This is a genomic window from Streptomyces sp. NPDC057743, assembly GCF_042798755.1.
Lineage (GTDB): Bacteria > Actinomycetota > Actinomycetes > Streptomycetales > Streptomycetaceae > Streptomyces.
The window spans coordinates 221,290-245,877 of record NZ_JBHVJX010000008.1; the positions used below are offsets into that span (position 1 = coordinate 221,290).

Consider the following 24,588-nt stretch of genomic DNA (forward strand, 5'->3'; position numbering starts at 1 on the left):
CGGTGGTCGGGCCCCGCGCCCCGGCCGCCGCCCGTCCGGTGCACCGCCGCGCCGGAGCCCCCCGGGCTCCGCAGACCGGAGAAACCCATGGACTACTCCCCTCCTCTATCCGACACCCCGCCACCGGCCGCCGCATCGGTCTCCGGCAAGGCGGTCCGCCCCGGTGACCGCATCTTCCTCGGGCTCTCCCGGGGTTCCGGCATAGCCCTGCTGGTGATCATGGCCGCCATCGCGGCCTTCCTCACCTACCGCTCGGTGATCGCCATATCCGGCGACAAGGCCAACTTCTTCACCACCCTGGACTGGAACGCCACCGGCACCGAGCCCAAGTTCGGCATCGCGGTCCTCGCCTTCGGCACGGCCGTCAGCTCGGTGCTCGCGATGCTCATCGCGGTCCCGATCGCGGTCGGCATCGCGCTGTTCATCTCGCACTACGCGCCCCGCAAGCTGGCCTCGCCGCTGGGCTACGTCATCGACCTGCTCGCCGCCGTCCCCAGCATCGTCTACGGCCTGTGGGGCGCCCTCTTCCTCGTCCCGCACCTGGGCGGCCTCTACAGCTGGCTGAACGACTACCTCGGCTGGACCGGGATCTTCAGCTACAGCAACGGGGCCGCCCGCTCGCTGTTCACCGTCGGCATCCTGCTGGCGATCATGATCCTGCCGATCGTGACCAGCGTCAGCCGGGAGGTCTTCCTCCAGGTCCCGCGGATGCACGAGGAGGCCGCACTGGCCCTCGGCGCCACCCGCTGGGAGGTGATCCGGATGTCGGTGCTCCCCTTCGGCCGCTCCGGCGTCATCAGCGCCTCCATGCTGGGCCTGGGCCGCGCGCTGGGCGAGACGATGGCGGTCGCCACGGTCCTCTCCCCGAGCTTCCTGATCAGCAAAAGCCTGCTGGACCCGGGCGGCGGCACCTTCGCCCAGAACATCGCCAGCAAGTTCAGCGAGGCCGACACCTTCGGCCAGGACGCCCTGATCGCCTCCGGCCTCGTCCTCTTCGTGATCACCCTGCTCGTCAACGGCGCCGCCCGGCTGATCATCGCCCGCCGCAAGGAGTACTCGGGGGCCTCCTCATGACCGTCGCCACCAGCCACCGCCACCGCAAGGTCGCCGAGCCGCGCACCCCGCTCGCCCTTACCCAGTCCCGGCTCCCCCGTTGGACGCTGCCGGTCCTCGCCCTGGCCTCCGTCGCCGTCGGCTGCGGCACCGGCCTGGCCGCCGGCCTGGACTCGACGGTCCAGTGGGGCCTGATCGCCGCGCTGCTCTTCCTCGTCGTCACCTACGTGCTGACCGCGGCCGTCGAGGGCGGCCGCCAGGCCAAGGACCGGCTGGCCACCAGCGTGGTGTGGACCGCCTTCCTGCTCGCGGTGGTGCCGCTGGCCTCGCTGCTGTGGGAGACCGTCGACCGCGGCACCAAGGTCCTCGACGGGTACTTCCTGTCCCACTCGATGGGCACGCTGCCCGACGCGATGCCCGGCGGCGGCGTCTACCACGCGATCATCGGCACCCTGGAACAGGTCGGCCTGGCGACGCTGATCGCCGCCCCGCTCGGGCTGTTGACCGCGATCTACCTCGTCGAGTACGGCCGCGGCACGCTCGCCAAGGTCGTCACCTTCTTCGTCGACGTGATGACCGGCATCCCCTCCATCGTCGCGGGCCTGTTCGTCCTCTCCGTGTGGATCCTGATCCTCGGCTTCGGCCCGTCCGGCTTCGCCGGCTCGATGGCGCTGGCGATCCTGATGATGCCGGTGGTGGTCCGCTCCACCGAGGAGATGCTCAAGCTGGTCCCGAACGAGCTGCGCGAGGCCTCGCTCGCCCTCGGCGTCCCGAAGTGGCGCACCATCCTCAAGGTCGTCCTGCCGACGTCGATCGGCGGCATCACCACCGGCGTGATGCTCGCCATCGCCCGCATCACCGGCGAGACCGCCCCGGTGCTGCTGCTGGTCTGGGGCGCCAAGACGATCAACAACAACCCCTTCGAGGGCGCCCAGCAGTCCCTGCCGCTCTACGTCTTCCAGCAGTGGCAGCAGGGCTCCGACGCCTCCTACGACCGGGCCTGGGCCGCGGCACTCGTGCTGATCGCCCTCGTCATGGTCCTGAACCTGGTGGCCCGCGGGATCGCCCGCTGGAAGGCCCCGAAAGCCGGCCGCTGACCGGCCGCCCACCACGAAAGAAGCAGTGATTGACATGGCCAAGCGCATCGACGTCAGCGGCCTGAACGCGTACTACGGCTCCCACAAGGCCATCGACGACATCTCGATGACCGTCGAGCCGCGCTCGGTGACCGCCTTCATCGGCCCCTCCGGCTGCGGCAAGTCGACCTTCCTGCGCACCCTGAACCGGATGCACGAGGTCACCCCCGGCGGCCGCGTCGAGGGCAAGGTGCTGCTCGACGACGAGAACCTCTACGGCCCGGGCGTCGACCCGGTGGCCGTCCGGCGCACCGTCGGCATGGTCTTCCAGCGCCCCAACCCGTTCCCCACGATGTCCATCTTCGACAACGTGGCGGCCGGCCTACGGCTCAACGGCAGCTACAAGAAGAGCCAGCTCAAGGAGATCGTCGAGCGCTCCCTCAAGGGCGCCAACCTCTGGAACGAGGTCAAGGACCGGCTGAACAAGCCCGGCTCGGGCCTGTCCGGCGGCCAGCAGCAGCGGCTGTGCATCGCCCGCGCCATCGCGGTCGAGCCGCAGGTGCTGCTGATGGACGAACCCTGCTCCGCACTCGACCCGATCTCCACCCTCGCCATCGAGGACCTCATCGGGGAGCTCAAGGAGCGCTTCACGATCGTCATCGTCACGCACAACATGCAGCAGGCCGCGCGGGTCTCGGACCGCACCGCGTTCTTCAACCTGGCGGCCGTCGGCAAGCCCGGCAAGCTCATCGAGATCGACGAGACCGAGCGGATCTTCTCCAACCCGTCGGTCCAGGCCACCGAGGACTACATCTCCGGCCGCTTCGGCTGACCCGCTCGGGGCCTGTCGGCCGCCACCGGTGTCCCGCGGTGCTGCATGGCGGTGCCACCGCAGGACGAAGGGCCCGCCCCCGTAACCCGGGGACGGGCCCTTTCACCGTCGTACGCCCAGCGGCGTCAGGCGAAGGTGAGCTTGATGAACCAGAACGCCAGGGCGGCGACCAGCGCCGCGGCCGGCATGGTGATGAACCAGCCCATCACGATGTTCTTGGCCACGCCCCAACGCACCGCGCGCGGGCGCTTGGTCGAGCCGACGCCCATGATCGAGGCGGTGATGACGTGGGTGGTGGAGATCGGCGCGTGGAACATGAAGGACGCCAGGTACATCACCGACGCGGAGGTGGTCTCCGCGGCGAAGCCCTGCGGCGGGTCCAGCTCGATGATCCGCCGGCCCAGCGTCCGCATGATGCGCCAGCCGCCCGCGTAGGTGCCGAGCGACATGGTGATCGCGCAGGCCAGCTTGACCCACAGCGGAATGGCGTCGTCGGCCTTCTCGACGTCGGCGATGACCAGCGCCATCACCACGATGCCCATGGTCTTCTGGGCGTCCTGGAGGCCGTGCCCGAGCGCCATGCCGGCCGCCGAGACGGTCTGCGCTATGCGGAAGCCGCGCTTCGCCTTGTGCGGGTTGGCCTTCCGGAACAGCCAGAGGATCACGACCATCACGAGGTAGCCGAGCACCAGCCCGATGATGGGCGAGATGAACATCGGCAGGACGACCTTCTCGACCACCCCCGACCAGATCACCTGCGTCCCGCCGGCCAGCGCCGCGCCGACCATGCCGCCGAACAGCGCGTGCGAGGAGGACGACGGCAGACCGAAGTACCAGGTGACGAGGTTCCAGACCACGGCGCCGAGCAGCGCGGCGAAGAGGATGCCCATCCCCTTGCTGCCGTGGGGGGTGGCGATCAGCCCCTCGCTGACCGTCTTGGCAACGCCGCTGCCGAGGAAGGCGCCGGCGAGGTTCATCACGGCCGCCATCGCCAGCGCGGCCCGGGGGGTCAGGGCCCGCGTCGAGACCGAGGTCGCGATCGCGTTCGCCGAGTCGTGGAAGCCGTTGGTATAGGTGAATCCGAGCGCGACCCCAATGGTCACGATGAGCGCGAAGGTGTCCATGGCGGTGGGCTCAGGACTCCTTGACCGCGATGGTCTCGACGGTGTTGGCGACGTGCTCGAAGGCGTCCGCCGCCTCCTCCAGGATGTCCACGATCTGCTTGAGCTTGAGCACCTCGATGGCGTCGTACTTGCCGTTGAAGAGGTGGGCCAGCAGCTTGCGGTGGATCTGGTCGGCCTGGTTCTCCAGGCGGTTGACCTCGATCCAGTACTCGGTGAGGTTGGCCATCGTGCGGAGGTTCGGCATCGCCTCGGCGGTCAGTTCGGCCGCCCGCGCCAGCACCTCGATCTGCTGCTCGATGCCCTTGGGGAGCTCCTCGATCTTGTAGAGGACGACCAGATCGACGGCCTCCTCCATGAAGTCCATGATGTCGTCGAGCGACGAGGCAAGGGCGTAGATGTCCTCGCGGTCGAACGGCGTGATGAACGAGGAGTTGAGCTGGTGGAAGATCGCGTGCGTCGCGTCGTCCCCGGCGTGCTCGGCCGCTCGCATCCGTTCGGCGATCTCGGCCCGTGCGGAGGTGTCCGCCCCGAGCAGTTCCATCAGGAGTTTGGAGCCGGTGACGATGTTGTCCGCGGATGCCGCGAACATGTCGTAGAAGCTCGTCTCCCTGGGGGTCAGACGAAAGCGCACGTGAAATCCTCGGGGTACATCGGATTCGGTCGAGTTGATGCTAGGCGCATCATCCAGCCACAGCTAACCCAGCTAACCGGCATTCCTTCAGTGTCGCCTATCGGGCAGCATGCTCTGCACGGGGTACCGCGAGGGCCCGAAAACTTCGGTACGATATACCCGCCGGGGGTATACGGATCGCCTCAATACCACGGGAGATGGCCATGACGACCACGGACGCGGACACCGGCGGCGGGACCGCACCCGCCGCGGCCTGCCACGGCCCCCAACCGCAATCCGCCCCCGTCGGCGACACCGGATCTGTGACCGATACCGCTGTGGAAGATTCCGCGCCCGGCGGCCACGGCTACGCCAAGCAAAAGGACGCGCACATCAAGCGACTGCGCCGCATCGAGGGTCAGATCCGGGGCCTTCAGCGGATGCTCGAAGAAGACGTCTACTGCATCGACATACTCACCCAGGTCTCGGCGAGCACGAAGGGCCTGCAATCCTTCGGGCTCCAGCTGTTGGAGGAGCACCTGCGGCACTGCGTCGCCGCTGCGGTCATCGAGAGCTCCGCTCCGGGCGCCACCAGGGGTCCTGAGGCCATCGACGCCAAGGTCCAGGAGGCGACCAAGGCCATCGAGCGGATGCTGCGGAGCTGACGTGTGGCGGTCCGCGGCCCGTCCGCGGGCCCGTCAGCGCGGGCCCGACGTCTCCCGGTCGACCCCCTCGCCCCGCGGCACCCCGACCACGTGCAGGAGTTCGTCGATCCGGTCGGTGCTCAGCCGGTCCTCGCTCGCGGCCGCCGCCGCGATCATCAACTCACCGGTGAGGTCGATCTCCACGAGGGCCACCTGGTCCTGAACGGTCGGATGGCGATGGGCGGGCACGTCCGACACCTCCTCCTTCGAGCGCCTTCCCACGCCGTGGTGGTTACCCGACAGCGTAAGGAGGGCCGCCCGCCTGGCACATGGCACGGAAGGACCATTTCCGCTCCGGCGGGAGGGCCACGGCACGCGCCGCGGCCTACGAGGGCGCCGAGGCGATCCGCCCGGTGTAGAGGACCCGCCGGTCCGGCAGCCGCACCGCGACCCGGCTGCCGAACCCGTACAGCACGGTCGTCGACGTCACCGCCGCCCCCTTCGGCGCCCCGTTGGGGAAGCGGAACCGCTGGCGGACCTTGCGCAGCCGCCCGGCATCGTCCAGATACGCGTCGAACGGCACCAGCGCGGTGGTGAACCCTTTTTCCGCCGCCACCAGCGCGGGCCGGGTGCGCGCCGACGCCGCCTTGGCGGCCGCGGTCAGATCGGACGTCCCGCGGTAGTGCCGCACCGGGACCCCGCCCAGCCGCTCCTGCCCCTGGTACGTCACCTCCCGTGCGCCGCGCAGCAGTTCGGCGGCGGCCAGCGGATCGGTCGCCCCGCCGGTGACCAGGTTCCCGTCGGAGAGCGCCGCGGTGTCCACCCGCACCCACTTGTCGGCCGGCACCCCCGCGCCGCGGTTCTTCATGAACAGCGCGCCGGGCGCCAGGACCTCGGTGATCGGCTGGTGGCCGCCGCTGGGCTTGCCCTTCAGATCCGGCAGCACCACCCTCAACTGCCCGCTGCCGGCGGCGAAGTCATAGCCCCCGGTGCCCCGGATCGCCACCAGCGTCCCGCCGCTGACCGTCTCCATCGCCGTCCGCACCTTGGCGGTGCCCGCCCGGACCAGCGCCTCGACGCAGCGCCGCAGTTCCACCGCGGCCGCCGCCCGCGCCACGGCGCGCACCGGCTGCGCCTGGTCGTCCGCCGCGGCCCCGCCCGACGAACAGCCCGTCGTCGCCAGCAGCCCCGCCATCAGCCCCGTCCCGCACGCCACGGCCGCGGCGACCGCGCCGCCTCGCCTGTCCTGCACCACCATGCGTACGAGCCCCCTCGGCCGCTCGTGCTCGGGACCGCCTGGGCCGCCGGTCCGCTCGGGACGGTCGGACGTTCCGCCGCCCGGCTCGTCTGACGGTGCGTCGACCGATCCGTTCAACGACCGTTCCGGGGCCCCGTCACGCAACGCCACCTCGGGCGCGTAGCGTGGCCGGGTGCCCGAACGCGCCTTGCATCAGACCTCCACCACCGAGCGCGGTGCCTTCTGCCTGGCGCGCTGCGCGTGCGGCTGGACCGGGATGGCCCGCCGGGCCCGCTCCCAGGCGCGCACCGACGCCGAGCGCCATCTGGCCGCGGTGCGGGGCACCGACGGCACCGATCCCGGGCGCCCCGTGGAATGACCCGATCCGTTCCGGGAACCCACCACCCCCCGCGCCGCATCTGAGGAGTGAGGGCGCAACAGCACCACTGGGCAACGGACTTCACTCGCAAACCGGACGTCACCGGCGCACGGCGGCACACCCGGCCGGTCCCGCCAGATGCGGCGCCCCGCCCCGCACGCCCCGCGACCACCGGCCGGCCGAACCGGCCGGGCAGGGGCCGAACCGTACGACAACCAAGGGGGATTCATCCCAGTGAAGCGGCGCACACTCCTGATGGCCGGCGGCGGACTCGCGACCACCTCGCTCGCCCTAACCACCGGCTGCGACGGGCCCGGCGGCGCCTCGGCCGCGGCCTCCTCCACCGGCGCGGCCGGCGGCACCGTCAACACCGCGGCCGCCGCCAAGTACCCCACCACACAGGCCGCTTGGAGCGCGCTCGGCAAGGGCCTGGACGGCGACCTGATACGCGCGTCCGACGCCTCCTACGCCACCGCCCGACGCCTCTACAACACCCGCTTCGACGCCCTGAAGCCGTCCGCCATCGCCTACGTCAAGCACCCCGGCGACATCGCCGAGTGCCTGGCCTTCGCCCGCCGCTACGACGCCCCCGTGGCCATCCGCAGCGGCGGCCACTCCTACGCGGGCTTCTCCAGCGGCAACGGCAAGCTCATCATCGACGTCTCGGCACTCAACAAGGTCGGCGCGCCCTCCGGCGGCACCACCCGGATCGGCGCCGGCGCCAAGCTCATCGACGTCTACGAGGGCCTGGGCGCGCACGGCGTGACAATACCCGGCGGCTCCTGCCCCACCGTCGGCATATCGGGCCTGACCCTCGGCGGCGGCCACGGCGTGGTCTCCCGCGCGTACGGGCTGACCTGCGACAGCCTCGTCGGTGCCACCGTCGTCACCGCCGACGGCAAGACCGTCGACTGCGACGCCGGCCACCACCCCGACCTCTTCTGGGCGCTGCGCGGCGCCGGCAACGGCAACTTCGGCGTGGTCACCGAACTGCGCTTCCGTACCCACCCGGCGCCCCGCGCGGTGATGGCGTACTTGAGCTGGCCGTGGGCCAAGGCCGCGGCGGTGCTGGGCTCTTGGCAGAAGTGGGGCCCGGACCAGGCCGACGAGATATGGTCCACCGCCCACTTCGACGCCCGCCCCGGCGGCACCCCGGGCGTCTCCGTCGCGGCCTTCTCCCTGGGCAGCTACCGCGACCTCCAAAACGCCGTGGACAAGCTGGCCGACCAGCCCGGCGGCCCCGGCCCGGCCAGCCACGTCAGCCTCACCCCGATCGGCTACCTGGAGGCGATGGAGGCGTACGCGGGCTGCTCGAAGAAGTCCCACGCCCAGTGCCACATGCAGGGCACGCTCCCCGGCCACACCGGTACCGGCACCCTGGGCCGGGAGACCTACGCCGCCCGCTCGCACTTCTTCGACCGCTCGCTGTCCGCGGCCGGCATCCACACCCTGCTCTCCCAGATAGAGGCCGGCGGCCGCAAGGGCGTCGCCGGCAATGTCGCGCTCACCGCGCTGGGCGGCGCCATCAACCGCGTGGGCGCCGGCGACACCGCCTTCGTCCACCGCCGCTCCCGCTTCCTCGCCCAGTACCTGACGTCCTGGTCCGCCGGCGGCACCGGCACCGCCGGCACCGCCTGGCTCAACGGCTTCCACGGCGCGATGCACCGGCACTCCTCGGGCGCCGCCTACCAGAACTACACCGACGCCGCCCTCACCGACTGGAAGTCCGCCTACTACGGGGCGGCCGGCACCCGCCTCGACAAGGTCAAGCAGAGCTACGACCCGCAGCGGCTGTTCAGCACCTTCGCGCAGGCCCTCTGAGCGCCCCGCCCACCGAGAACGCCGATGGCCCGGCCCCCGCTCCAGGGGGCCGGGCCATCGCGCCGCGTCCGATCGGTTCCATCCGGCCGGTCGGTGCCGTCCGTTGCCGTCAGGCCGCCAGGTCCTTGTCCCGCTCGTCGTGACGGCGCAGCGCCGGCTCGGCACTCACCACCGACGCCGGCCCGGACTCCGCGCCACGCCCGTCCGCGGCCGGCTCCGCCGACACCCCCGGCGCCCGCACCAGCCACCGCAGCGGGGAGCGCCCCACCGCCGTCATCAGCGGCACCAACAGCGCCTGCGCGAGCGGCGCCAGCAGCAGCGCGACGGCCGTGCCGAGGGCGAACCCGCCGATCACGTCGGTCGGGTAGTGGACGCCCATGTAGACCCGGCAAAAGCCCTCCAGCAGCGCCAGCCCGATGCCGATCAGCCCGAAGCGGCGGTGCGCGATGAACAGGCCGACGCCGACGGCCATGGTGAGCGTGGCGTGGTCGCTGACGAACGAGAAGTCGCTCTTGCCCGGGATCAACACCGCGAGGCCGGCGTGGTCCTTGAACGGCCGCGGCCGCTCGACGAAGCCGCGGATCGGGACGTTGGCCAGCAGCGCCAGCCCGGCGGCCAGCGGCGCCCACACCAACCCGGCGATCGCGGCCGGCCCTTCGGGCCTGCGACGGGCGGACCACCAGGCGAGCAGACACAGCACCCCGAGGGCGGCGATCAGGCCGTACTCACCGATGAACTCCATCGCGCGGTTCACCCACTGCGGGGCGTGCTTCGCGAGGCCGTTGATGCCGTCGAGCACGTCGACATCGGGGTTGGGCCCCTCGAATGCGAGTCCAGCCATCTGCCGTGGCCCCTTATCTTCCGCGCGCGCGAGCGCCGCCTACCTGCTACCAACCCCCGTTGCCGATCTGTGTGGCCGTCGAGCGCGAACCGTCGACAGGGCGCTTGCGTTCCCACGCCAAGGAAACGCGCCACCCGCCTGAGGCGTTCCACTCTCCACGGGATGATCACCAGGACGTTATCGGAACTTGACACATCACCGCAGTTCAGGACCCATGGTCAAGCACCGCTCCCGGTGGGCAGCGCTTTCGCGCCATCGGACGTCACACGCGTCGCCCCGATGTAGTCGGGCTGGTCGATCTTGTCGAACCGGATCACCGCCCCGGTGTACGGCGCGTTGATCATGTATCCGCCGCCCACGTAGATGCCGACGTGGTGGATGGTCCGCGGGTCGTTGAGGTCGTGGGCGAAGAACACCAGGTCCCCCGGGAGGAGTTCGTCCCGCTTCGGGTGCGGGCCGGCGTTCCACTGGTCGTTGGCCACCCGCGGCAGCTCGATGCCCACCGAGTGGTACGCGGCCTTGGTCAGCCCGGAGCAGTCGAACCGCCCGCCCTCGTCGGCCGTGCCGTTGCCGCCCCACAGGTAGGGCGTGCCCAGCTTCTCCTGGGCGTAGTAGATGGCGGCGGACGCCTGCTGGGAGGAGGCCACCGGGGCGGTGGGCGCCTCGAAACTCTTGGCCAGGGTCGTGATGCTCTTCACGTACCCCTGCGTCTCGCCGTACGGCGGGACCCCGTCGTACTGGATGACGCGGTAGGCGCCCGCGTTGTACGCCGCGAGCATGTTCGCGGTGGCGTCGCCCGGTGCGCCCTTCACATAGCGGGCCAACTCGCAGTCGTAGGAGGCGGCCGAGGGGATGGCGTCCTCCGGGTCCCAGATGTCCTTCTTGCCGTCACCGTTGCCGTCTATGGCGTGGGCGGCCCAGGTCTCGGGGATGAACTGCGCGATCCCGAGGGCATTCGCGGGGCTGTGCGCGCGGGGGTTCCACCCGCTCTCCTGATAGAGCTGCGCCGCCAACAACGCCGGGCTGAGGGCCGGGCAGAGCGTGCCCCACTTCTGCACCAGCGACTGGTAGGCGGCCGGCACCGCGCCCTTGGCCAGCCCGACCGCCCGGCCGGTGGCACCGGCGAGCCCGGCGGCCGCCCCGTACGCACCGATCACGAGCAGCCCGACCAGGCAGAGCATCAGCCCCGCCCCGAGCCCGCCGGCAACCCAGAATTTCCGCACCCCCCAACCCTCCCCCATTCAGGCCGGGTTCACAGCCCTTTCGTCGGCCTCCGCGCGCGGTGCCGCCGCACCGAGGCGCACAAACCGGCGCACGGGGCGCTTCGAACGGTGTGCGATTCGCGTCACATCGGCGCACCGGCCAGGCTCCTGACGCCCCGTCGGCTCCCCCTCCCAGAAACCGCACCTCTGACAGCCCCTCACCCTCCTTGACAATCAACGACAGACAGTCGTTGCCCAGCGTTATCGCCCGTGATACACACGGTGAGACAATGGCGCCCGGCGGGACGCGAAGAAGGCCGCACACACGGCACTCCCACCGGATCCGTCGAAGAAAGCCGCCGAGTCGACATCTGATGGCGTCTTTGTCAGCGAAGATAGAGACTGCATCCGTGCCGAGCGGCACGGTCAGGCAACTATCCATAAAGGGGCGGTGAGTTCACACATGTTCATTGCAGCCCAAAAGGGCGACATCACCACCATCATCGGCGGAATCGCCCCGGACTGGGGGCCGTTCGGCAGCCTGGGCAACGAGGCCCGTGTGATGGTCGAAGTCATCATGGCGGTGGCGATCCTGCTCTGTCTCGGCATCGCCATCTGGGGCGCCGCCAAGCAGCGCATCGGCGCCACCGCGCTGCGCGACACCTTCAGCGCCGAGCAGGGCAAGGGCCTGATCGTGGCCGGCCTCACCGGGGTCTTCATCATCGGCTCGCTGGGCACGCTGTTCACCATCGTCTACGGCATGGCCGTCTAGGGCCCCTCCGGCCCTGACCCAACGGACCGGCCCCAGCCGACCAGCAGCCCGCACGGACGGCCCGGCGGCCCGGCACCACCGGCCGCGGGCCCGTCCGGGCGTCCCGGCCCGGCCACCACCCCGGCCCTGCCCGCCGCCACCGCTCGGCACCCCGCGCACGTCGGCACGCGCCCGTCCCCGCGCCGCCCCGCATGCGCCCCCGCCCGTCCCCTCTCCGCCGTCCCGTGCCCTCCCGTACCCCCACACGTCCCATCCCCCGGTCCGAGGCCCCATGCTGACGCTCCTTCACCCCGGCTCGCGGGGCCCCGAGCCACGACGTGCCCACGCCCGCCACCAGCGGGCCGATTGGGCCGGCCGTGTCGCGGGGACAGGTGGTTCCGGAGACCAGCAGCCCGCGGCGGGCGTTCGGCGGACGGGCACAAACCGCCCACAGTCCCCCATTCGCCTCCGCCGCCCAGCAACTGAGGAACCGTCACGGTGAGATGTACTCGTACCACTTCACCCGAGCCGGCGCCCACGCGGCTACGGTCATATGAAGGCGGCACACCAACGGCAGGGACGGCGAGGGCGGCAGCGGCGATGGCGGCAGAGGGGGCACGGGAGCGATGAGCATCGGCGACGACGGGGGCTACGGCGACGGCCACGGCTCCGGCACGGGCCAGACCAGGACCAGACTCCCCGACGGCGAGGGCGACGCCTACGGCCCGCCCCGCCGCACCCGGTCCACCCTCTCCAGCCGCAACCTCATCACGGTCGTCGGCGTGGTCGTCCTGCTGATCGCGGCGATCGCCTTCGCGAACCGCGGCGGCAGCGGCAACGACGAGACGGGCGCGGCATCCGGCGGCTCCGGCAAGGACCAGGGCGCAGCCGCCCAGCCGACCGCCCCCACCGGTACCAAGCCGGTCTCCGGCAAGACCGGAGCCATCGCCTCCGGCTTCCCGAAGACCGAACAGGGGGCACAGTCGGCGGCGGCCAACTATGTGGTGGCGCTGAACAGCGACGGCATGTACAACGCCGCCAGGCGTCAGGAGATCGTGGGCTCCGTCTACGCACCGTCCGTCGCGGCGGCACGCAAGACCAGCCTCGACAGGGCCTATGCGAATCCGGCCTTCCTCGGGCGGATCGGCCTCAAGCCGGATGGCACGGCCCCCGAGGGCCTGACGTTCGTCTCGCGCGCGAACCCCGTCGGCACGAAGGTCGAGGCGTTCCAGGGCGACACCGCGCGGGTCTCGGTCTGGTACTCCGCGCTCTTCGGCCTCGCCGGGCCGAAGTCGCAGAAACCGGTCTCGGAGAGCTGGTACACGAACACCTTCGACCTGCAGTGGCAGGGCGGGGACTGGAAGGTCACCCAGTTCACGCAGAAGAACGGCCCCGCGCCCGTCGGGCAGGATCAGCCGGCCGCTTCTGCGGAGGACATGACCAAGGCCGTGCAAGGCTACGGAGGTTTCACCTATGCCCGGTAAGCCCCAGCGCCACCGCGCGTTCTCGGTCGTCGCCGGGCTGGCCGGTGTGCAGACCCTCGTCCTCATGTTCGCGACGCGCGCCATGGCTGCGCCGCAGAAGCCCTGCGACGGCTTCACCGGTCCCGCGCTGGCCGACTGTCTGCAACAGAACCAAACGGGAGGAACCGGCTCGCTGCCGAGCAACCCCCTCGACAACAACCCCCTCGACCCGCTCGGTTCGCTTGCCAAGGGGTGTGCCAAAGCCGCGGCCTGGATTGTCGATAAGTTGTCGGGGGCGGTGAAGGCGACCTCGCAGGTGGACTTCACCAATTCCGCGTTCCTGCGGCAGTACGCGGTGGTCTTCGCCGCGTCCACCGTGCTCACGCTCGTGCTGTGGCTGCTCGCCGTCGCCAAGCGGGCGGTGCGCGGGGTGCGGCTCACGGAGGCGATCAGCGAGGCGGTCGGGTTCCTGTGGCTGACGGTGCTGGCGTCCGCGTTCACGCCGTTGATCCTCTACACGGTGGTGTCGGCGACCGACGGCGTCACCGCGATCATCGCCAAGGGGACGGGGGCGCAGACCGACACCTTCTTCGGGGCGTTCTCGCAGGCGTTGACCAAGGGGACGGACATCGGCGGCGGGCCGATCATGCTGATCGTGGTGTCGCTGGTGTCCGTGCTGGCCGCCGGTGTGCTGTGGCTGGAGCTGGTGGTGCGGGCCGCGCTGCTGTACGTCGGGGCGCTGCTGGGGACCGTGGTGTACGCCGGGCTGGTCGACAAGAACATGTGGGGGCACGTGCGCCGTTGGGCCGGGATCATGATCGCGGTGATCCTGGTGAAGCCGGTGATCGTGATCGTGCTCGGCATCGCCGGGGCGCTGTCCGGGGACAAGGGGCCGAACTCCTTCTCCGCGGTGGTGTCCGGGCTCGCCATCATCATCCTGGCGATCTTCGCGAGCGCGGTGATCTACCGCTTCGTGCCCGGCTTCGGCGACGAGATGGTGTCGGCCCGTACGAGCAAGGGGCGGGCCACCGACGGCAGTCAGGCGGCCGCGATGATCTCCTCGCCCGCGGCGCTGGTGTCGCAGGGCATCAAGACGCACAGCTCCCGCCGCTCGGGCGGGGACGGCGGGGGCGGCGCGCAGGGCGGGCAGTCCCGGCCGGCCGACGCGGTGGCCGGCGGGGTCGCCGCGCACGGCTCCCGGTCGGCCCCGAGCACCCCGGCGCCCCGCACCAACCCCGGTACCGGCGGCCCCCGCACCGGCAACACACCAGGAGGTGAGGGGCGTTGAGCACGCCGTCCCAGCCGATCGCGCCGCGGCGCACGTATCTGATCGGCCGCGCCCGACCCAATGCCGCCATCGGCAAGAACCGGGAGACCGGCGAGATCGTGTTGATCATCGCCGGCGCCTTCCTCGGCATGATGTGCGGGCTGCTGGTGCCCTCGCTGCCGCTGCGGATCGCCAGCCTCACGGGCTTCCCGATGCTGGGGCTGGCCGCGGTCTACGTGCCGTATCGAGGGCGCACCTTTTACAAGTGGTTTGAGATCCGGCGGAGTTTCCGCCGTACCGTGCGCAAGGGAGAGGCGGTGTACCGCTCCGGGGCGATGGAGGCCGGCGTGCGGCTGGACGGGAGGGAAGTGGAGATCGGGCCGCCGCCCGGTATCGGGCGGATCAGTTGGCTGTCGGCGCCGTTCGGGCCGGACGAGATCGCGGTGCTGCTGCACGCCGACCGGCGGACGGTGACCGCGGCGATCGAGATCGAGGGGCCGGGCGTCGGGCTGCGCGACAGCGAGGACCAGGAGGCGCTGGTCGACCGGTTCGGCACGCTGCTCAAGCACGTCGCCAACGGGGACGGCTTCGTGACGCGGCTGCAGATGTTGGCGCGCACCCTGCCCGCCGACCCGGACGCGCACGCCAAGGACGTCGCCCAGCGGGGCGACGCCAACTCCCCGCGCTGGCTCCAGGAGTCCTACGACCAGTTGCAGTCGATGGTGTCGACCTCCTCGGAGCAGCACCGGGCGTATCTGGTCGCATGCATGCACTACAACCGGGAGTTGGCCGCCGAGGCGGTCACCATGGCCCGGGCCGCGGCCGCCCAGCGCGGCGGGCTGCTGCGCCGGAAGCTGGACCGGGACGCCGGGCTGGCGGTGGTGATGGCTCGTGAACTGACCGACATCTGCGCCCGGTTGACGGAGGCCGACATCCGGGTCCGCCAGCCGCTGGGGCAGGCGCGGCTGGCGTCGTTGGTGCACTCCATGTACGACCCGGACCACCCCATCGACCACATCCAGGCGATGAGCAAGGGCAACGCCTGGCCGGCCGAGCTGGACGCGACCGAGCCGACGTACCTCAAGGCCAAGACCCGGGAGTCGTCGACGCGGGCGCCCTGGTGCCACGCCACCGCCTGGGTCAAGGAGTGGCCGCTGACCCCGGTGGGCGTCAACTTCCTCGCGCCGCTGCTGGTCCACACCCCGGACGTGATCCGCACGGTCGCGGTCTGCATGGACCTGGAGCCCACCGAGGTGGCGATCGAGCGGATGCTGACGGAGAAGACCAACGACGATGCAGAGGCCAGCCGGGCCGCGAAGATGAACCGGGTGGTGGACCCGCGGGACGTGGCGCACCACGGGCGGGTGGACCAGCGCGGCGAGGACCTGGCGTCCGGCGCGGCCGGGGTCAACCTCGTCGGCTACCTCACCGTCTCGTCGCGCTCGCCCGAGGCCCTGGCCCGCGACAAGCGGACCATCCGGGCCTCCGCCGGCAAGTCCTACCTCAAGCTGGAGTGGTGCGACCGCGAGCACCACCGGGCGTTCGTGAACACCCTGCCGTTCGCGACCGGAATCCGCCGCTAACGCCGCCAACGCCGCTGACAGCCCAGGGAGGCGCGTACGTCATGGCCATGTTCGATCCGCTCGGTGCCCTCACCGAAGCCTTCACCAGCTTCCTGTTCGGGAAGGTGGAGACGACACGGCTGCCCGTCCGCACCTCCACCGGCCAGGCGCAGGCGGTCTACCTGCCGACCGCGGCGCCCGGCCTCGGCGACTCGGGCGTGATCATCGGGCGCGAGGTGTACTCCGGCAAGGGCTACATCTACGACCCGTTCCAGCTCTACGGGCAGCAACTGCCGGCGCCGCACTGGCTGGTGCTGGGCGAGTCCGGCAACGGCAAGTCCGCGCTGGAGAAGACCTACGTCCTGCGCCAGCTCCGCTTCCGGGACCGGCAGGTCGTGGTGTTGGACGCGCAGGGCGAGGACGGCGTCGGCGAGTGGAACCTGATCGCCGAGGAGCTGGGAATAACGCCCATCCGGCTGGACCCGACGGCGGCCCTCAACGGCGGCATCCGGCTCAACCCGCTCGACCCCTCGATCACCACCACCGGCCAACTGGCCCTGCTCCGGACGATCATCGAGGTCGCCATGGGGCACGGCCTGGACGAGCGGGCCGGCTTCGCCCTGAAGGTCGCGCACGCGGCGGTGCTCAGCCAGTACGAGGAGGTGGGAGAGGCCGGCGGCGGCGCCCGCGGTCCACAACAGCCGGTGCTCTCCGACATCGTCGAGCAGTTGCGGCACCCCGAGCCGGCCTCCGCGGAGGCGATGAACGTCGACATAGACGACGTCCGCGCCTGGGGGCTGGACGTGGCGCTGGTGTTGGACCGGTTGGTCGACGGCGACCTGCGCGGGATGTTCGACGGCCCGACCACGGCCGGCATCGACCTGGACGCGCCGCTGATCGTCTTCGACCTCTCGCACATCGACCGGAACTCCATCGCGATGCCGATCCTGATGGCGATCGTCGGCGTGTGGCTGGAGCACACCTGGATCCGCCCGGACCGCAAGAAGCGGATCTTCCTGGTCGAGGAGGCGTGGCACATCATCAACTCGCCGTTCGTGGCCCAGCTCTTCCAGCGGCTGCTGAAGTTCGGCCGCCGGTTGGGCCTGTCGTTCGTGGCCGTCGTGCACCACCTCAGCGACGTGGTGGACGGGGCGGCCGCGCGGGAGGCGGCGGCGATCCTGAAGATGGCGTCCACCCGGACCATCTATGCGCAGAAGGCGGACGAAGCGCGCGCCACCGGGCGGGTGTTGGGGCTGCCGCGCTGGGCGGTGGAGATCATTCCGACGCTGACCCCGGGCATCGCCGTCTGGGACGTCAACGGCAACGTCCAGGTGGTCAAGCACCTCATCACCGAGGCCGAGCGCCCGCTGGTCTACACGGACCGGGCGATGACCGAGTCGTCGTCGCTGCCGACGGACGAGGCGCGCGCGCTGGCGCTGGCGGCGGACGCCGAGGCCGAGGCGCGGGCCGAAGCGATCGCGATGGAGCGGCAGTTGCGGGACGAGTCGAGCGAGACGGTGGCGTGACGCACGGATACGACGAGGACGGGTACGGCCGCGGCTACGGTCCCTACGACGGCCGTGCGGACGGCCGTGGGGAGCGCGACGGCTACGGCCGCGGGGGCGGTCGGCCCCGGAGCCGGGGCGTGCCCGACGCGCTGCTGGTGGGGCTGATCGGCTTCCTGCTCGGCCTGACCCTGGTGGTGTGGACGGCGACGGGCCTGGCCGGGCTGTTGGCACACGGCGGTTGGCCGTCGGGGGTGACCTACGGCGGGACGCCGCTGGCGCTGCCGCACCTGGTCTCCGCGCCGCACGACATCGCGGCGGCCTGGCCCGGCGCGCCGAGGGACCAACTGCCCGGCTACGGCCTGTTCTGGGGGCTGTTCGTCGGCGAGTTGATGGTGCTGTTGGTGCTGGTGATCTTCGTGCTCGGGACGGTCACCCGGTACCGGACCGTACGGGCGGCGCGGCGGGCGCAGCGGGCCGGTGCGGGGGCGTCGACGGCGCCGGACGCGCCGCAGACCGCCGCCCCACAGGCCCCGGTGGCTCCGCAGGCTCCGGCGGCACCGGCTGCCCCGGCGGCACCGGCTGCCCCGGCGGCCCCTGCGGTCCCGGCGGCCTCGTCAGCTCCGGAGGCCGCGGTGGCGCCGCCCGGTCCCGCGCCGGCCAGTCCGACGCCAGCCCATCCGGCGGCCAGCGCGACGGCGTCGGCGCCGCCGGTCGTCGAGCCGGTGCCCGAGCCGCGTCCCGCCGACGCACCCACGGCAGTGGCCGCGGTGGCTCCGGCGGCCGCGGTCACCGAACCGGCCCTCCCGCGGCTCCAGTTCGACCGTGAGCGGGCCGTGACGCGGGCCGCGGCGCTGGCCGCCGCCACCGCGGCGCCCGGCCCCCTGGTCGTCGCCACCACCGACCCCGCGCTCTGGGCCGAGACCAAGGACGCCCGCGCCAAGTGGGGGCCGCTGCTGGCCTACGACCCCACGCACCGCCTGGACACCCCGGCCCGGCTGCGCTGGTCGCCCACCGCGGGCTGCGAGGACATCGCCACCGCCACCGCCCGGGCCGCCGCGCTGCTGGCCCCGGTCCGCCCGGCCAGCACCCTGGACTCGGCGCTCGCGGACGCCGCGGCGACCCTGTTGCGCTGCTGGCTGCACGCCGCCGCGCTGGACGGCCGCCCGTTTCGCCAGTTGCACCGTTGGGCGCACGCGGCGGGCGGCGCCCAGGAGCCGGTGCGCATCCTGCGGACGAACCCCAAGGCGTCCGGCGGGCAGGCCGGCGAGCTGGAGTCGGTGCTCACCGCGCACACCGAACGCCGGGAGATGGCCAAGGAGTTGGTGGGGCGGACGCTCACGGCGCTGTCCTCGGTGCACATCCGCGACGCCAGCAATCCGCTGCGATCGGATGCGCTCGCCCTCGAATCATTCGTCGCCGAAGGGGGAACGCTGTACCTGGTGGGCGAGTCCATCGAGGACCCGCGCACCGACCCGGGTGCGATGCCCCTGCTCACCGCACTCCTCTCACACGTGGTCGAGCACGGCCGCCGCATGGCCGAACGGTCATCCGCCGGCCGGCTCGACCCACCACTCACCCTCGTCCTGGACGACATCGCGGCGCTCGCCCCGCTGCCCGCGCTGCCCGAGCTGCTCCAAACGGGCCGGCAGCGCGGCCTGTTGACGCTGGCCACGATGCGCTCCCGGGAGCAGGCCCGGGCCCGCTGGCCGCAGGACTTCGCGCCGGCCTGAGCGGCGCGGGTCGCCCCGGCGGGCCACACCCCGGCCCAACTCCGCGGGCCGGCTCGGGGGTTACGGGGCCGCCAGCGCCGCCAGCGGGCGGGGCGGGGCCGAGACCAGGTGGTCGGCCACCTCGGCCCAGTGGCCGGTGAGATAGAAGTGGTCGCCGCCGGGGAAGACCCGCAGCCGGAAGCCGCCGGTGGTGTGCTCCGCCCAGGCCGCCGCCTCGTCGACGGTCACCAGCGGGTCCCGGTCGCCGACCAGGGCGGTGACCGGGGCGGCCAACGGCGGTCCCGAGCAGTGCCGGTAGGTCTCCACGGCCTTGTAGTCGCTGCGGACCACCGGGAGCGCCATGGCCAGCACGTCCCGGTGGTCCAGCAGCCGCGGGTCGGTCCCTTGGGTGCGCCGGATCTCGTCGATCAGCCCGTCGTCGTCCCGGAGGTGGACGGTGCCGCCGCGCACCCTCGTCGGCGCCCAGGCGCCGGAGGCGATCAGGTGCGCGGGGCGCAGGCCGTCGCGCTCCAACAGGCGGGCCGTCTCGTAGGCCACCAGGGCGCCCATGCTGTGCCCGAGGAGGACCAACGGGCGGTCGGCCAGCGGCGCCAGCGCCCGGTGCGCGCCGGCCGCCAGCTCCGTCAGCTCCTCGATGCGCCCCTCGCGGATCCGGTCGTTGCGGCCCGGGTACTGGAGCGCGAGCAGCTCGTGCGGGCGGGCGTCGGCGGTGCGGGCGGCAACCGCGGTGGCCAGCCGCCGGTAGGCGCCGGCGCCGCCGCCCGCGTGCGGGAAGCAGACAATCCGGGCGGCCGCGGCGGCGGGGTGCGCCGGCCCCGGGCGCAGCCGGCGCAGCCACGGGTCCGCGGCGGGCGCCGTCCGGGGCCGCGGCAGGGTGCCGGCGGGTGCGCTACATGCCACGGGTGTACCCCCCGTCGACGGTCAGCGACTGCGCCGTGATGGCCGCCGCCCGGTCCGACACCAAAAAGCCGATCAACTCGGCCGCCTCGCGCGCCTCGACCAGCCGCCGCAGCGGGATGGACTTGCGCGCCTGGCGCAGCATCCGGGCCGGGTCGGCGCCGATCTCCTCCGCCGAGGCGGCGATCTCCCGGCGCAGCATGGGGGTGTCGATCCAGCCCGGCAGCACCGCGTTGACGGTGATGCCGCGGGACGCCAGGTCCAGGGCGAGGCCCTTGGTGTAGCCGATCAGGCCGTGCTTGGAGGCGCAGTAGGCGGTGTTGCGCATCTTGCCGGCCTTGCCGAGGATCGACGAGACGTTGACGATCCGGCCGTGGTCGACGAGGTGTTCCAGGCAGGCGGCGGTGACCGCGAAGGTGCCGTGCAGGTTGATGTCCAGCACCCGCAGCCAGGTCTCCTCGTCGTCCGGGCCGTTCTCGTCGGCGACGCCGGCGTTGTTGACCAGGATGTGCAGCGGCCCGGCAGCGCGCAGCGCGGTGCGCAGGGCCCCGCGGACCGCGTCCCGCTCGCGCAGGTCCGCGACGAGCGGGGTGACCTCGGCACCCAGCTCGCGGGCTTCCTTGGCGACGGTGTCCAGTGGGGCGGCGTCCCGGTCGAGCAGGACCAGGTGGCCGGCGCCGGTGGTGGCCAGCAGCAGGGCCACCTCGCGGCCGATGCCCTGGGCGGCGCCGGTGACCACCGCGGTCCGGCCGGCCAACTCGCCGGGCGCGGGCCGCCGTTCCGTCCCGGGGGCGGCCGTGGCAGCGGTGTCCAGTTCGCTCATGGTCGATCCCTCACGCCATCTTCAGGCCGCCGTCGACGTGCAGTACCTCGCCCGTGGTGTAGGTGTTGCGCGGGCTGGCGAGGTACGCCACGGCGTCGGCGATCGTCTCGGGTTCGGCGTACTTCTTCAGCAGCAGCCGGCTCATGATCTCGTCCTCGCCGTGGGCGCGGATGGTGTCGGTCATGTCGGTGGTGATCACGCCGGGGGCGACCGCGTTGACGAGGATGCCCCGGGAGGCCAGCTCCACCGCCATCGCCTTGGTGAAGGACTCCAGACCGCCCTTGGCCGCCGCGTAGTTGGACTGGCCGCGGCCCGGCTTGGAGGCGGCCGACGAGGAGATGTTGACGATCCGGCCGTAGCGCTGGCGCAGCATCGCCGGCGCCGCGGCCTGGACGGTGAGCATGGGGGCGACGAGGTTGGTGGCCAGCACGTCCTGGATGTCCGCGAGCTGCTGGTTGACCAGCAGTTCGTCGCGGGTGATCCCGGCGTTGTTGACCAGCACGTCGAGCCGCCCGAAAGCGGCGCGGACGCCGGCGACGATCCGCTGCGGCACCTCGGGGTCGGAGACGTCCCCCTGGAACAGCTCGACCCTGCGGCCCAGCTTCGCGATCTGCTCGGCGACCTGCTCCGCTTCGGTGGTCGCGCTGCGGTAGTTGAGGGCGATGTCGCAGCCCTCCTGTGCCAGTCTGACGGCGATGGCGCGCCCGATGCCCCGGCTGCCGCCGGTCACCAGTGCCACCTGGCCTGCGAATTCCATGACGCTTGGGTCCTCTCAAGTCCGTTGGGACGTACGGCACATGGGCCGGGCGCCGCGCGCGGTGCGGTACCTGCGACGGGTCGCGCGCGGCGCCCGGGGCTCAGACCGAGTGCGCGCTCTTGTAGTCGGCCAGCCGCAGCCCGTGGGCGTCGGCCAGCGCGGCGATGTCGATGACCTGTTGGCGGCTGATGTTCCCGTAGGAGTAGTGCCGGTCGATGCCGGCCAGGCCCATCAGCGCGGTCTCGGCCATGCACGCGAAGAGCTGGCCGGCCTCCAGGAACGCCCGCGCGGAGGGGTGCAGGCCCTCGCCGTGGGGCGTGGCGACGATGCCGCCGAGCATGTAGGCCAGGTCGGGCCGCTGCTCGGCCAGGTCCGGCACCGCGTTGTTGGGCACCGCGATGTCGCAGACCACCGCGTCCGGCGCGAAGTGCTCGCCGGTCAGGAACGGTTCGGGGCTGTTGGAGGCGCACAGCACCAGCTGCGCCTCGCGGAGCGCGTCGGTGTCCTGGGCGACGGTCAGGAACGGGTCCGTGCCGTACCGCTCCTCCAGGTAGGCGGCGATCGCCTTGCCGCGGTCGGCGTCGCCCGCGCCCTCGGTGGACGACCCGTCGGCCAGCCACTTGGCGATCAGCGGCTCCTCGGCGAGCCGGGCCGGGATGCCGGTCAGCTCGCCGCCGGCCGCGATCCGCGCCCAGCACTCCTGGTAGATGCCGTGCACGGTGGTGCGCAGGCGCCGCGCCGAGCCGTCCCGGCGGCTGCCCACCAGCACGATCTTGCCGAGCTTCTCGGCGAAGAGCTGGCTGTAGACGGAGGCGATGTTGCCGGCCGCGCCGACCACCGCCAGCGTGGCGTCAGCGACCTCGAAGCCGCGGTCGCGCGCGCCGCGCTCCATGGCCCGTACGCCCATCGCGACGGTCAGCGCGTTGCCCGAAGTCAGCGCGATGCCGGGGACGTTGAGGGAGGTGCAGTTGTTGGTGACGATCGAGGTGTACATGCCGAGGCCGGCGACCTCGCAGCCGTCCGCGCGGGCCGCCTGCACCCGCTCCTCGACGTCCGCCCGGATTCCGGCCACGTCCCCGGACGCCAGGTAGCGGCCCATCTGCTCGGAGCCCACCATCAGCGGGTAGAGCGCGAACTCCACGGCGCTGCCCAGCGGCGAGTCGATCCGCACGCCCGGATACGGCGCGGCCTTCTTCACCGGCTCCATGCCGAGCACGAAGGAGCGCAGCGCGGCGTCGCTGAGGTCGGCCAGCGCCGGGTCCACCTGCCGCAGATGGGCCGGGGTGATCAGGTGGTTGACGAACGCCACCTTGCGGACCGGGCCGGTCACCTCGCGCGGCGCGGCCTGCTCGTAGCCCTCGATCGCGCCGCGGAAGTCGCGGATCTCGGCCCGCGGCTTGGGGATCGTCCGGTCGCTGGCCGGGTGGACCAGGTGCAGGGTGTCCTCGTAGCGCAGGATGCGGCAGAGCCGGTCCAGGGCCCCGCGCAGCCGCGCGATCTCCTCGTCGGTCAGCTGCGCGGACGGCTGGATGCGCAGCACGTTACCGGCGCTGCCGGTCGGCGCGATCCGGATCCGCTCCTGGCGCAGCAGATAGCCGGAGAGGAGGTAGCCCAGCGCGCCGGTGTAGGCGCTGCCGCGCAGCACCATGGAGCGGGCCTCGCCCTGTTCGCGCAGCTGGACGCCGAGGAACAGGCCCTTGCCGCGGATGTCCTCGATGACGTCGGGGTAGGCCGACTTGAGGTCGGCGAGCATCTCCCGCAGCCGCTCGCCGCGCTCGGTGACCTGCCGGTAGACCTTCCCGTCGTCGGCCTCCAGCATCTCGACGACCTTGCGGCCGATCGCCGAGGAGAAGTCGTCCATGGCAAACGTCGAGCTGTGGATCAGGTCGAACTCGCCCTGGTACAGCGACCGTCGGACCAGCATCGCGGAGACCTTCGCCAGGCCGCCGCCGAGCGACTTGGACAGCGTGTAGTAGTCGCCGCGCAGCCCGATCAGCGAGCTGGCCAGGAAGGCGCCGCAGCGGCCCATGCCGCTCTGCACCTCGTCGATGATCAGGGCGGTGCCGACCTTGTTACAGAACAGCCGGATGGCGCGGCCCTGTTCGGCGGTGAGCGCGTGGATGCCGCCCTCGCCCTGCACCGGCTCGACCAGGAAGGCGGTGAGGGCCGGGAAGTCCCGCTCGACGATCCGCACCCGGCCGTCGGCCAGTTCGGCGTCGAGCAGCACCACCCGCTCGTCCTCGGCGATCCGGTCCAGCAGGTCGGGCCGGTCCATGGGGACGAAGCGGACCCGGGTGCCGAGGTTCTGGAACGGGGCACGGAAGCCGGCGTTGTAGGTGAGCTGGACGCTGCCGACCAGCTTGCCGTGGAAGGACCGCTCCAGGGCCAGGAAGAGCGGCTTGGTGGCCAGCGCCGCCGCGTTGTGCGCGCCGACGGCGGCCAGCAGCGCCTCGACGCCGGCGGCGGGGGTGATCTGGCCCTGGAGGGCGGGGAGTTGGTAGGCGTCGGGGTCGACGGTGGCCGTGCCGCGGCGCAGCGCCTCCCCGGCCGTCTCCAGATGGGCGGCGGCCTCCTCGGCGAGCGCCGCCGCCCGGGTCACCCGGACCAGCTCGGCGTGTTTGACGGCCGCCTCGATGGCCTCGGCGCCGCTGTTGCCGAAGGTGGCCAGGTACGGCTCCTTGATGCCGGTCTCGCGGCGGACGACGTCGCTGAGCGCGGCGCCGAGCCGGCCGGCCTCGCCGCGCAGCGAGAACTGGGCGTGCACGGGCCGCTGTTGGTCCAGCAGTTCCTTGGCGTGCGCGACGATCTCGGGGTGGTTGTGGCCGAGGATCAGGGAGCCGTAGCCACCCATCAGGTCCAGGACCGGCACCAACTCGCCCTGGTCGTCGCGGTGGTAGAGGGTGTTGCCCTCGGCCCGCTCGTACTCGACGTCCAGTCCCAGGGCGGTGAACACCCGGCCCATCTGGGGCTGCACGTACTCGGTGAACGCGTGTGTTGCTGACATGGACTGG

22 protein-coding genes are annotated in these 24,588 nt (G+C 72.0%); 12 read left to right on the forward strand and 10 right to left on the reverse strand.

Annotated features, from left to right (window positions below; translation table 11 throughout):
• The first annotated feature begins 87 nt into the window (after positions 1-87).
• The 3 genes from pstC to pstB are packed head-to-tail and all read left to right on the forward strand — an operon-like array spanning position 88 to position 2,961.
• Complete coding sequence (gene pstC / locus ACFVFQ_RS12110) at positions 88-1,074, forward strand: phosphate ABC transporter permease subunit PstC (protein WP_383412992.1); 987 nt, start codon at positions 88-90, stop codon at positions 1,072-1,074.
• Positions 1,071-2,150, forward strand: coding sequence for a phosphate ABC transporter permease PstA (gene pstA / locus ACFVFQ_RS12115; protein WP_383412999.1), 1,080 nt, complete (start codon positions 1,071-1,073; stop codon positions 2,148-2,150). Before pstC ends, pstA begins: the two co-directional genes overlap by 4 nt.
• Before the next feature lie 34 nt (positions 2,151-2,184).
• Positions 2,185-2,961, forward strand: a complete 777-nt coding sequence (pstB, locus tag ACFVFQ_RS12120) for a phosphate ABC transporter ATP-binding protein PstB (RefSeq protein ID WP_383413002.1) — start codon at positions 2,185-2,187, stop codon at positions 2,959-2,961.
• Positions 2,962-3,086: 125 nt separating this feature from the next.
• On the opposite strand, the gene ACFVFQ_RS12125 is transcribed toward pstB, so the two are convergent.
• Positions 3,087-4,085, reverse strand: a complete 999-nt coding sequence (locus ACFVFQ_RS12125; protein ID WP_383413005.1) for an anion permease — start codon at positions 4,083-4,085, stop codon at positions 3,087-3,089.
• 10 nt (positions 4,086-4,095) lie between these two features.
• Complete coding sequence (locus tag ACFVFQ_RS12130; protein ID WP_383413011.1) at positions 4,096-4,716, reverse strand: DUF47 domain-containing protein; 621 nt, start codon at positions 4,714-4,716, stop codon at positions 4,096-4,098.
• Between the two features lie 203 nt (positions 4,717-4,919).
• On the opposite strand from ACFVFQ_RS12130, the gene ACFVFQ_RS12135 reads away from it, so the two are divergent.
• Positions 4,920-5,360, forward strand: a complete 441-nt coding sequence (locus ACFVFQ_RS12135) for a metal-sensitive transcriptional regulator (protein ID WP_383413014.1) — start codon at positions 4,920-4,922, stop codon at positions 5,358-5,360.
• Positions 5,361-5,393: 33 nt separating this feature from the next.
• Here the strand turns inward: ACFVFQ_RS12135 and ACFVFQ_RS12140 are convergent, their stop codons facing one another.
• The gene (locus ACFVFQ_RS12140) at positions 5,394-5,588 is read right to left on the reverse strand and encodes a hypothetical protein (RefSeq protein ID WP_383413016.1); all 195 of its coding nucleotides are present in this window, start codon (positions 5,586-5,588) and stop codon (positions 5,394-5,396) included.
• A 136-nt stretch (positions 5,589-5,724) separates the two neighbouring features.
• Entirely contained in the window at positions 5,725-6,597 is an 873-nt protein-coding gene (locus ACFVFQ_RS12145; protein WP_383413019.1) for a hypothetical protein, read from the reverse strand.
• A 172-nt stretch (positions 6,598-6,769) separates the two neighbouring features.
• Here ACFVFQ_RS12145 and ACFVFQ_RS12150 point away from each other — a divergent pair, with 172 nt between their 5' ends.
• Positions 6,770-6,955, forward strand: coding sequence for a hypothetical protein (locus tag ACFVFQ_RS12150; RefSeq protein WP_383413022.1), 186 nt, complete (start codon positions 6,770-6,772; stop codon positions 6,953-6,955).
• A gap of 234 nt (positions 6,956-7,189) precedes the next feature.
• Positions 7,190-8,776 carry an FAD-binding oxidoreductase gene (locus ACFVFQ_RS12155; RefSeq protein ID WP_383413025.1) on the forward strand — a complete coding sequence of 529 codons (1,587 nt, stop codon included), beginning with the start codon at positions 7,190-7,192 and terminating at the stop codon, positions 8,774-8,776.
• 109 nt (positions 8,777-8,885) lie between these two features.
• Here the strand turns inward: ACFVFQ_RS12155 and ACFVFQ_RS12160 are convergent, their stop codons facing one another.
• Together ACFVFQ_RS12160 and ACFVFQ_RS12165 are read right to left on the reverse strand one after the other, a co-directional pair.
• The gene (locus ACFVFQ_RS12160) at positions 8,886-9,617 is read right to left on the reverse strand and encodes a phosphatase PAP2 family protein (protein ID WP_383413028.1); all 732 of its coding nucleotides are present in this window, start codon (positions 9,615-9,617) and stop codon (positions 8,886-8,888) included.
• Positions 9,618-9,835: 218 nt separating this feature from the next.
• On the reverse strand, positions 9,836-10,840 hold the full coding sequence (locus tag ACFVFQ_RS12165) for an NlpC/P60 family protein (RefSeq protein WP_383413031.1): 1,005 nt from the start codon (positions 10,838-10,840) through the stop codon (positions 9,836-9,838).
• Positions 10,841-11,282: 442 nt separating this feature from the next.
• On the opposite strand from ACFVFQ_RS12165, the gene ACFVFQ_RS12170 reads away from it, so the two are divergent.
• From ACFVFQ_RS12170 to ACFVFQ_RS12195, 6 genes are all read left to right on the forward strand, one after another.
• Positions 11,283-11,591, forward strand: a complete 309-nt coding sequence (locus ACFVFQ_RS12170) for a hypothetical protein (protein ID WP_221906050.1) — start codon at positions 11,283-11,285, stop codon at positions 11,589-11,591.
• 605 nt (positions 11,592-12,196) lie between these two features.
• Positions 12,197-13,054, forward strand: a complete 858-nt coding sequence (locus tag ACFVFQ_RS12175; protein ID WP_383413034.1) for a hypothetical protein — start codon at positions 12,197-12,199, stop codon at positions 13,052-13,054.
• A complete protein-coding gene (locus tag ACFVFQ_RS12180) occupies positions 13,044-14,321 on the forward strand; it encodes a hypothetical protein (protein WP_383413037.1) in 1,278 nt (425 codons plus the stop codon). The genes ACFVFQ_RS12175 and ACFVFQ_RS12180 overlap by 11 nt, the downstream gene beginning before the upstream one ends.
• Positions 14,318-15,883, forward strand: a complete 1,566-nt coding sequence (locus tag ACFVFQ_RS12185; RefSeq protein WP_383413040.1) for an SCO6880 family protein — start codon at positions 14,318-14,320, stop codon at positions 15,881-15,883. The genes ACFVFQ_RS12180 and ACFVFQ_RS12185 overlap by 4 nt, the downstream gene beginning before the upstream one ends.
• Before the next feature lie 47 nt (positions 15,884-15,930).
• Positions 15,931-17,388, forward strand: coding sequence for an ATP-binding protein (locus ACFVFQ_RS12190; protein WP_383413122.1), 1,458 nt, complete (start codon positions 15,931-15,933; stop codon positions 17,386-17,388).
• Entirely contained in the window at positions 17,385-19,100 is a 1,716-nt protein-coding gene (locus ACFVFQ_RS12195) for a TraM recognition domain-containing protein (protein WP_383413043.1), read from the forward strand. Before ACFVFQ_RS12190 ends, ACFVFQ_RS12195 begins: the two co-directional genes overlap by 4 nt.
• A 60-nt stretch (positions 19,101-19,160) precedes the next feature.
• Here the strand turns inward: ACFVFQ_RS12195 and ACFVFQ_RS12200 are convergent, their stop codons facing one another.
• The 4 genes from ACFVFQ_RS12200 to ACFVFQ_RS12215 form a co-directional block, all read right to left on the reverse strand.
• On the reverse strand, positions 19,161-20,000 hold the full coding sequence (locus ACFVFQ_RS12200; RefSeq protein WP_383413046.1) for a thioesterase II family protein: 840 nt from the start codon (positions 19,998-20,000) through the stop codon (positions 19,161-19,163).
• Positions 19,990-20,820 (reverse strand): SDR family NAD(P)-dependent oxidoreductase, encoded by an 831-nt coding sequence (locus ACFVFQ_RS12205; RefSeq protein WP_383413050.1) that lies wholly within the window; start codon positions 20,818-20,820, stop codon positions 19,990-19,992. Before ACFVFQ_RS12205 ends, ACFVFQ_RS12200 begins: the two co-directional genes overlap by 11 nt.
• Positions 20,821-20,830: 10 nt before the next feature.
• On the reverse strand, positions 20,831-21,577 hold the full coding sequence (locus ACFVFQ_RS12210) for a 3-oxoacyl-ACP reductase family protein (RefSeq protein WP_383413054.1): 747 nt from the start codon (positions 21,575-21,577) through the stop codon (positions 20,831-20,833).
• Between the two features lie 100 nt (positions 21,578-21,677).
• Positions 21,678-24,581 (reverse strand): aminotransferase class III-fold pyridoxal phosphate-dependent enzyme, encoded by a 2,904-nt coding sequence (locus tag ACFVFQ_RS12215; RefSeq protein ID WP_383413060.1) that lies wholly within the window; start codon positions 24,579-24,581, stop codon positions 21,678-21,680.
• Positions 24,582-24,588: the final 7 nt, after the last annotated feature.

Coding starts and splice junctions, on each gene's coding strand:
- pstC (WP_383412992.1), top strand. CDS start 88: ATGGACTACTCCCCTCCTCTATCCGACACCCCGCCACCGGCCGCCGCA.
- pstA (WP_383412999.1), top strand. CDS start 1,071: ATGACCGTCGCCACCAGCCACCGCCACCGCAAGGTCGCCGAGCCGCGC.
- pstB (WP_383413002.1), top strand. CDS start 2,185: ATGGCCAAGCGCATCGACGTCAGCGGCCTGAACGCGTACTACGGCTCC.
- ACFVFQ_RS12125 (WP_383413005.1), bottom strand. CDS start 4,085: ATGGACACCTTCGCGCTCATCGTGACCATTGGGGTCGCGCTCGGATTC.
- ACFVFQ_RS12135 (WP_383413014.1), top strand. CDS start 4,920: ATGACGACCACGGACGCGGACACCGGCGGCGGGACCGCACCCGCCGCG.
- ACFVFQ_RS12145 (WP_383413019.1), bottom strand. CDS start 6,597: ATGGTGGTGCAGGACAGGCGAGGCGGCGCGGTCGCCGCGGCCGTGGCG.
- ACFVFQ_RS12160 (WP_383413028.1), bottom strand. CDS start 9,617: ATGGCTGGACTCGCATTCGAGGGGCCCAACCCCGATGTCGACGTGCTC.
- ACFVFQ_RS12170 (WP_221906050.1), top strand. CDS start 11,283: ATGTTCATTGCAGCCCAAAAGGGCGACATCACCACCATCATCGGCGGA.
- ACFVFQ_RS12175 (WP_383413034.1), top strand. CDS start 12,197: ATGAGCATCGGCGACGACGGGGGCTACGGCGACGGCCACGGCTCCGGC.
- ACFVFQ_RS12180 (WP_383413037.1), top strand. CDS start 13,044: ATGCCCGGTAAGCCCCAGCGCCACCGCGCGTTCTCGGTCGTCGCCGGG.
- ACFVFQ_RS12190 (WP_383413122.1), top strand. CDS start 15,931: ATGTTCGATCCGCTCGGTGCCCTCACCGAAGCCTTCACCAGCTTCCTG.
- ACFVFQ_RS12205 (WP_383413050.1), bottom strand. CDS start 20,820: ATGAGCGAACTGGACACCGCTGCCACGGCCGCCCCCGGGACGGAACGG.
- ACFVFQ_RS12210 (WP_383413054.1), bottom strand. CDS start 21,577: ATGGAATTCGCAGGCCAGGTGGCACTGGTGACCGGCGGCAGCCGGGGC.
- ACFVFQ_RS12215 (WP_383413060.1), bottom strand. CDS start 24,581: ATGTCAGCAACACACGCGTTCACCGAGTACGTGCAGCCCCAGATGGGC.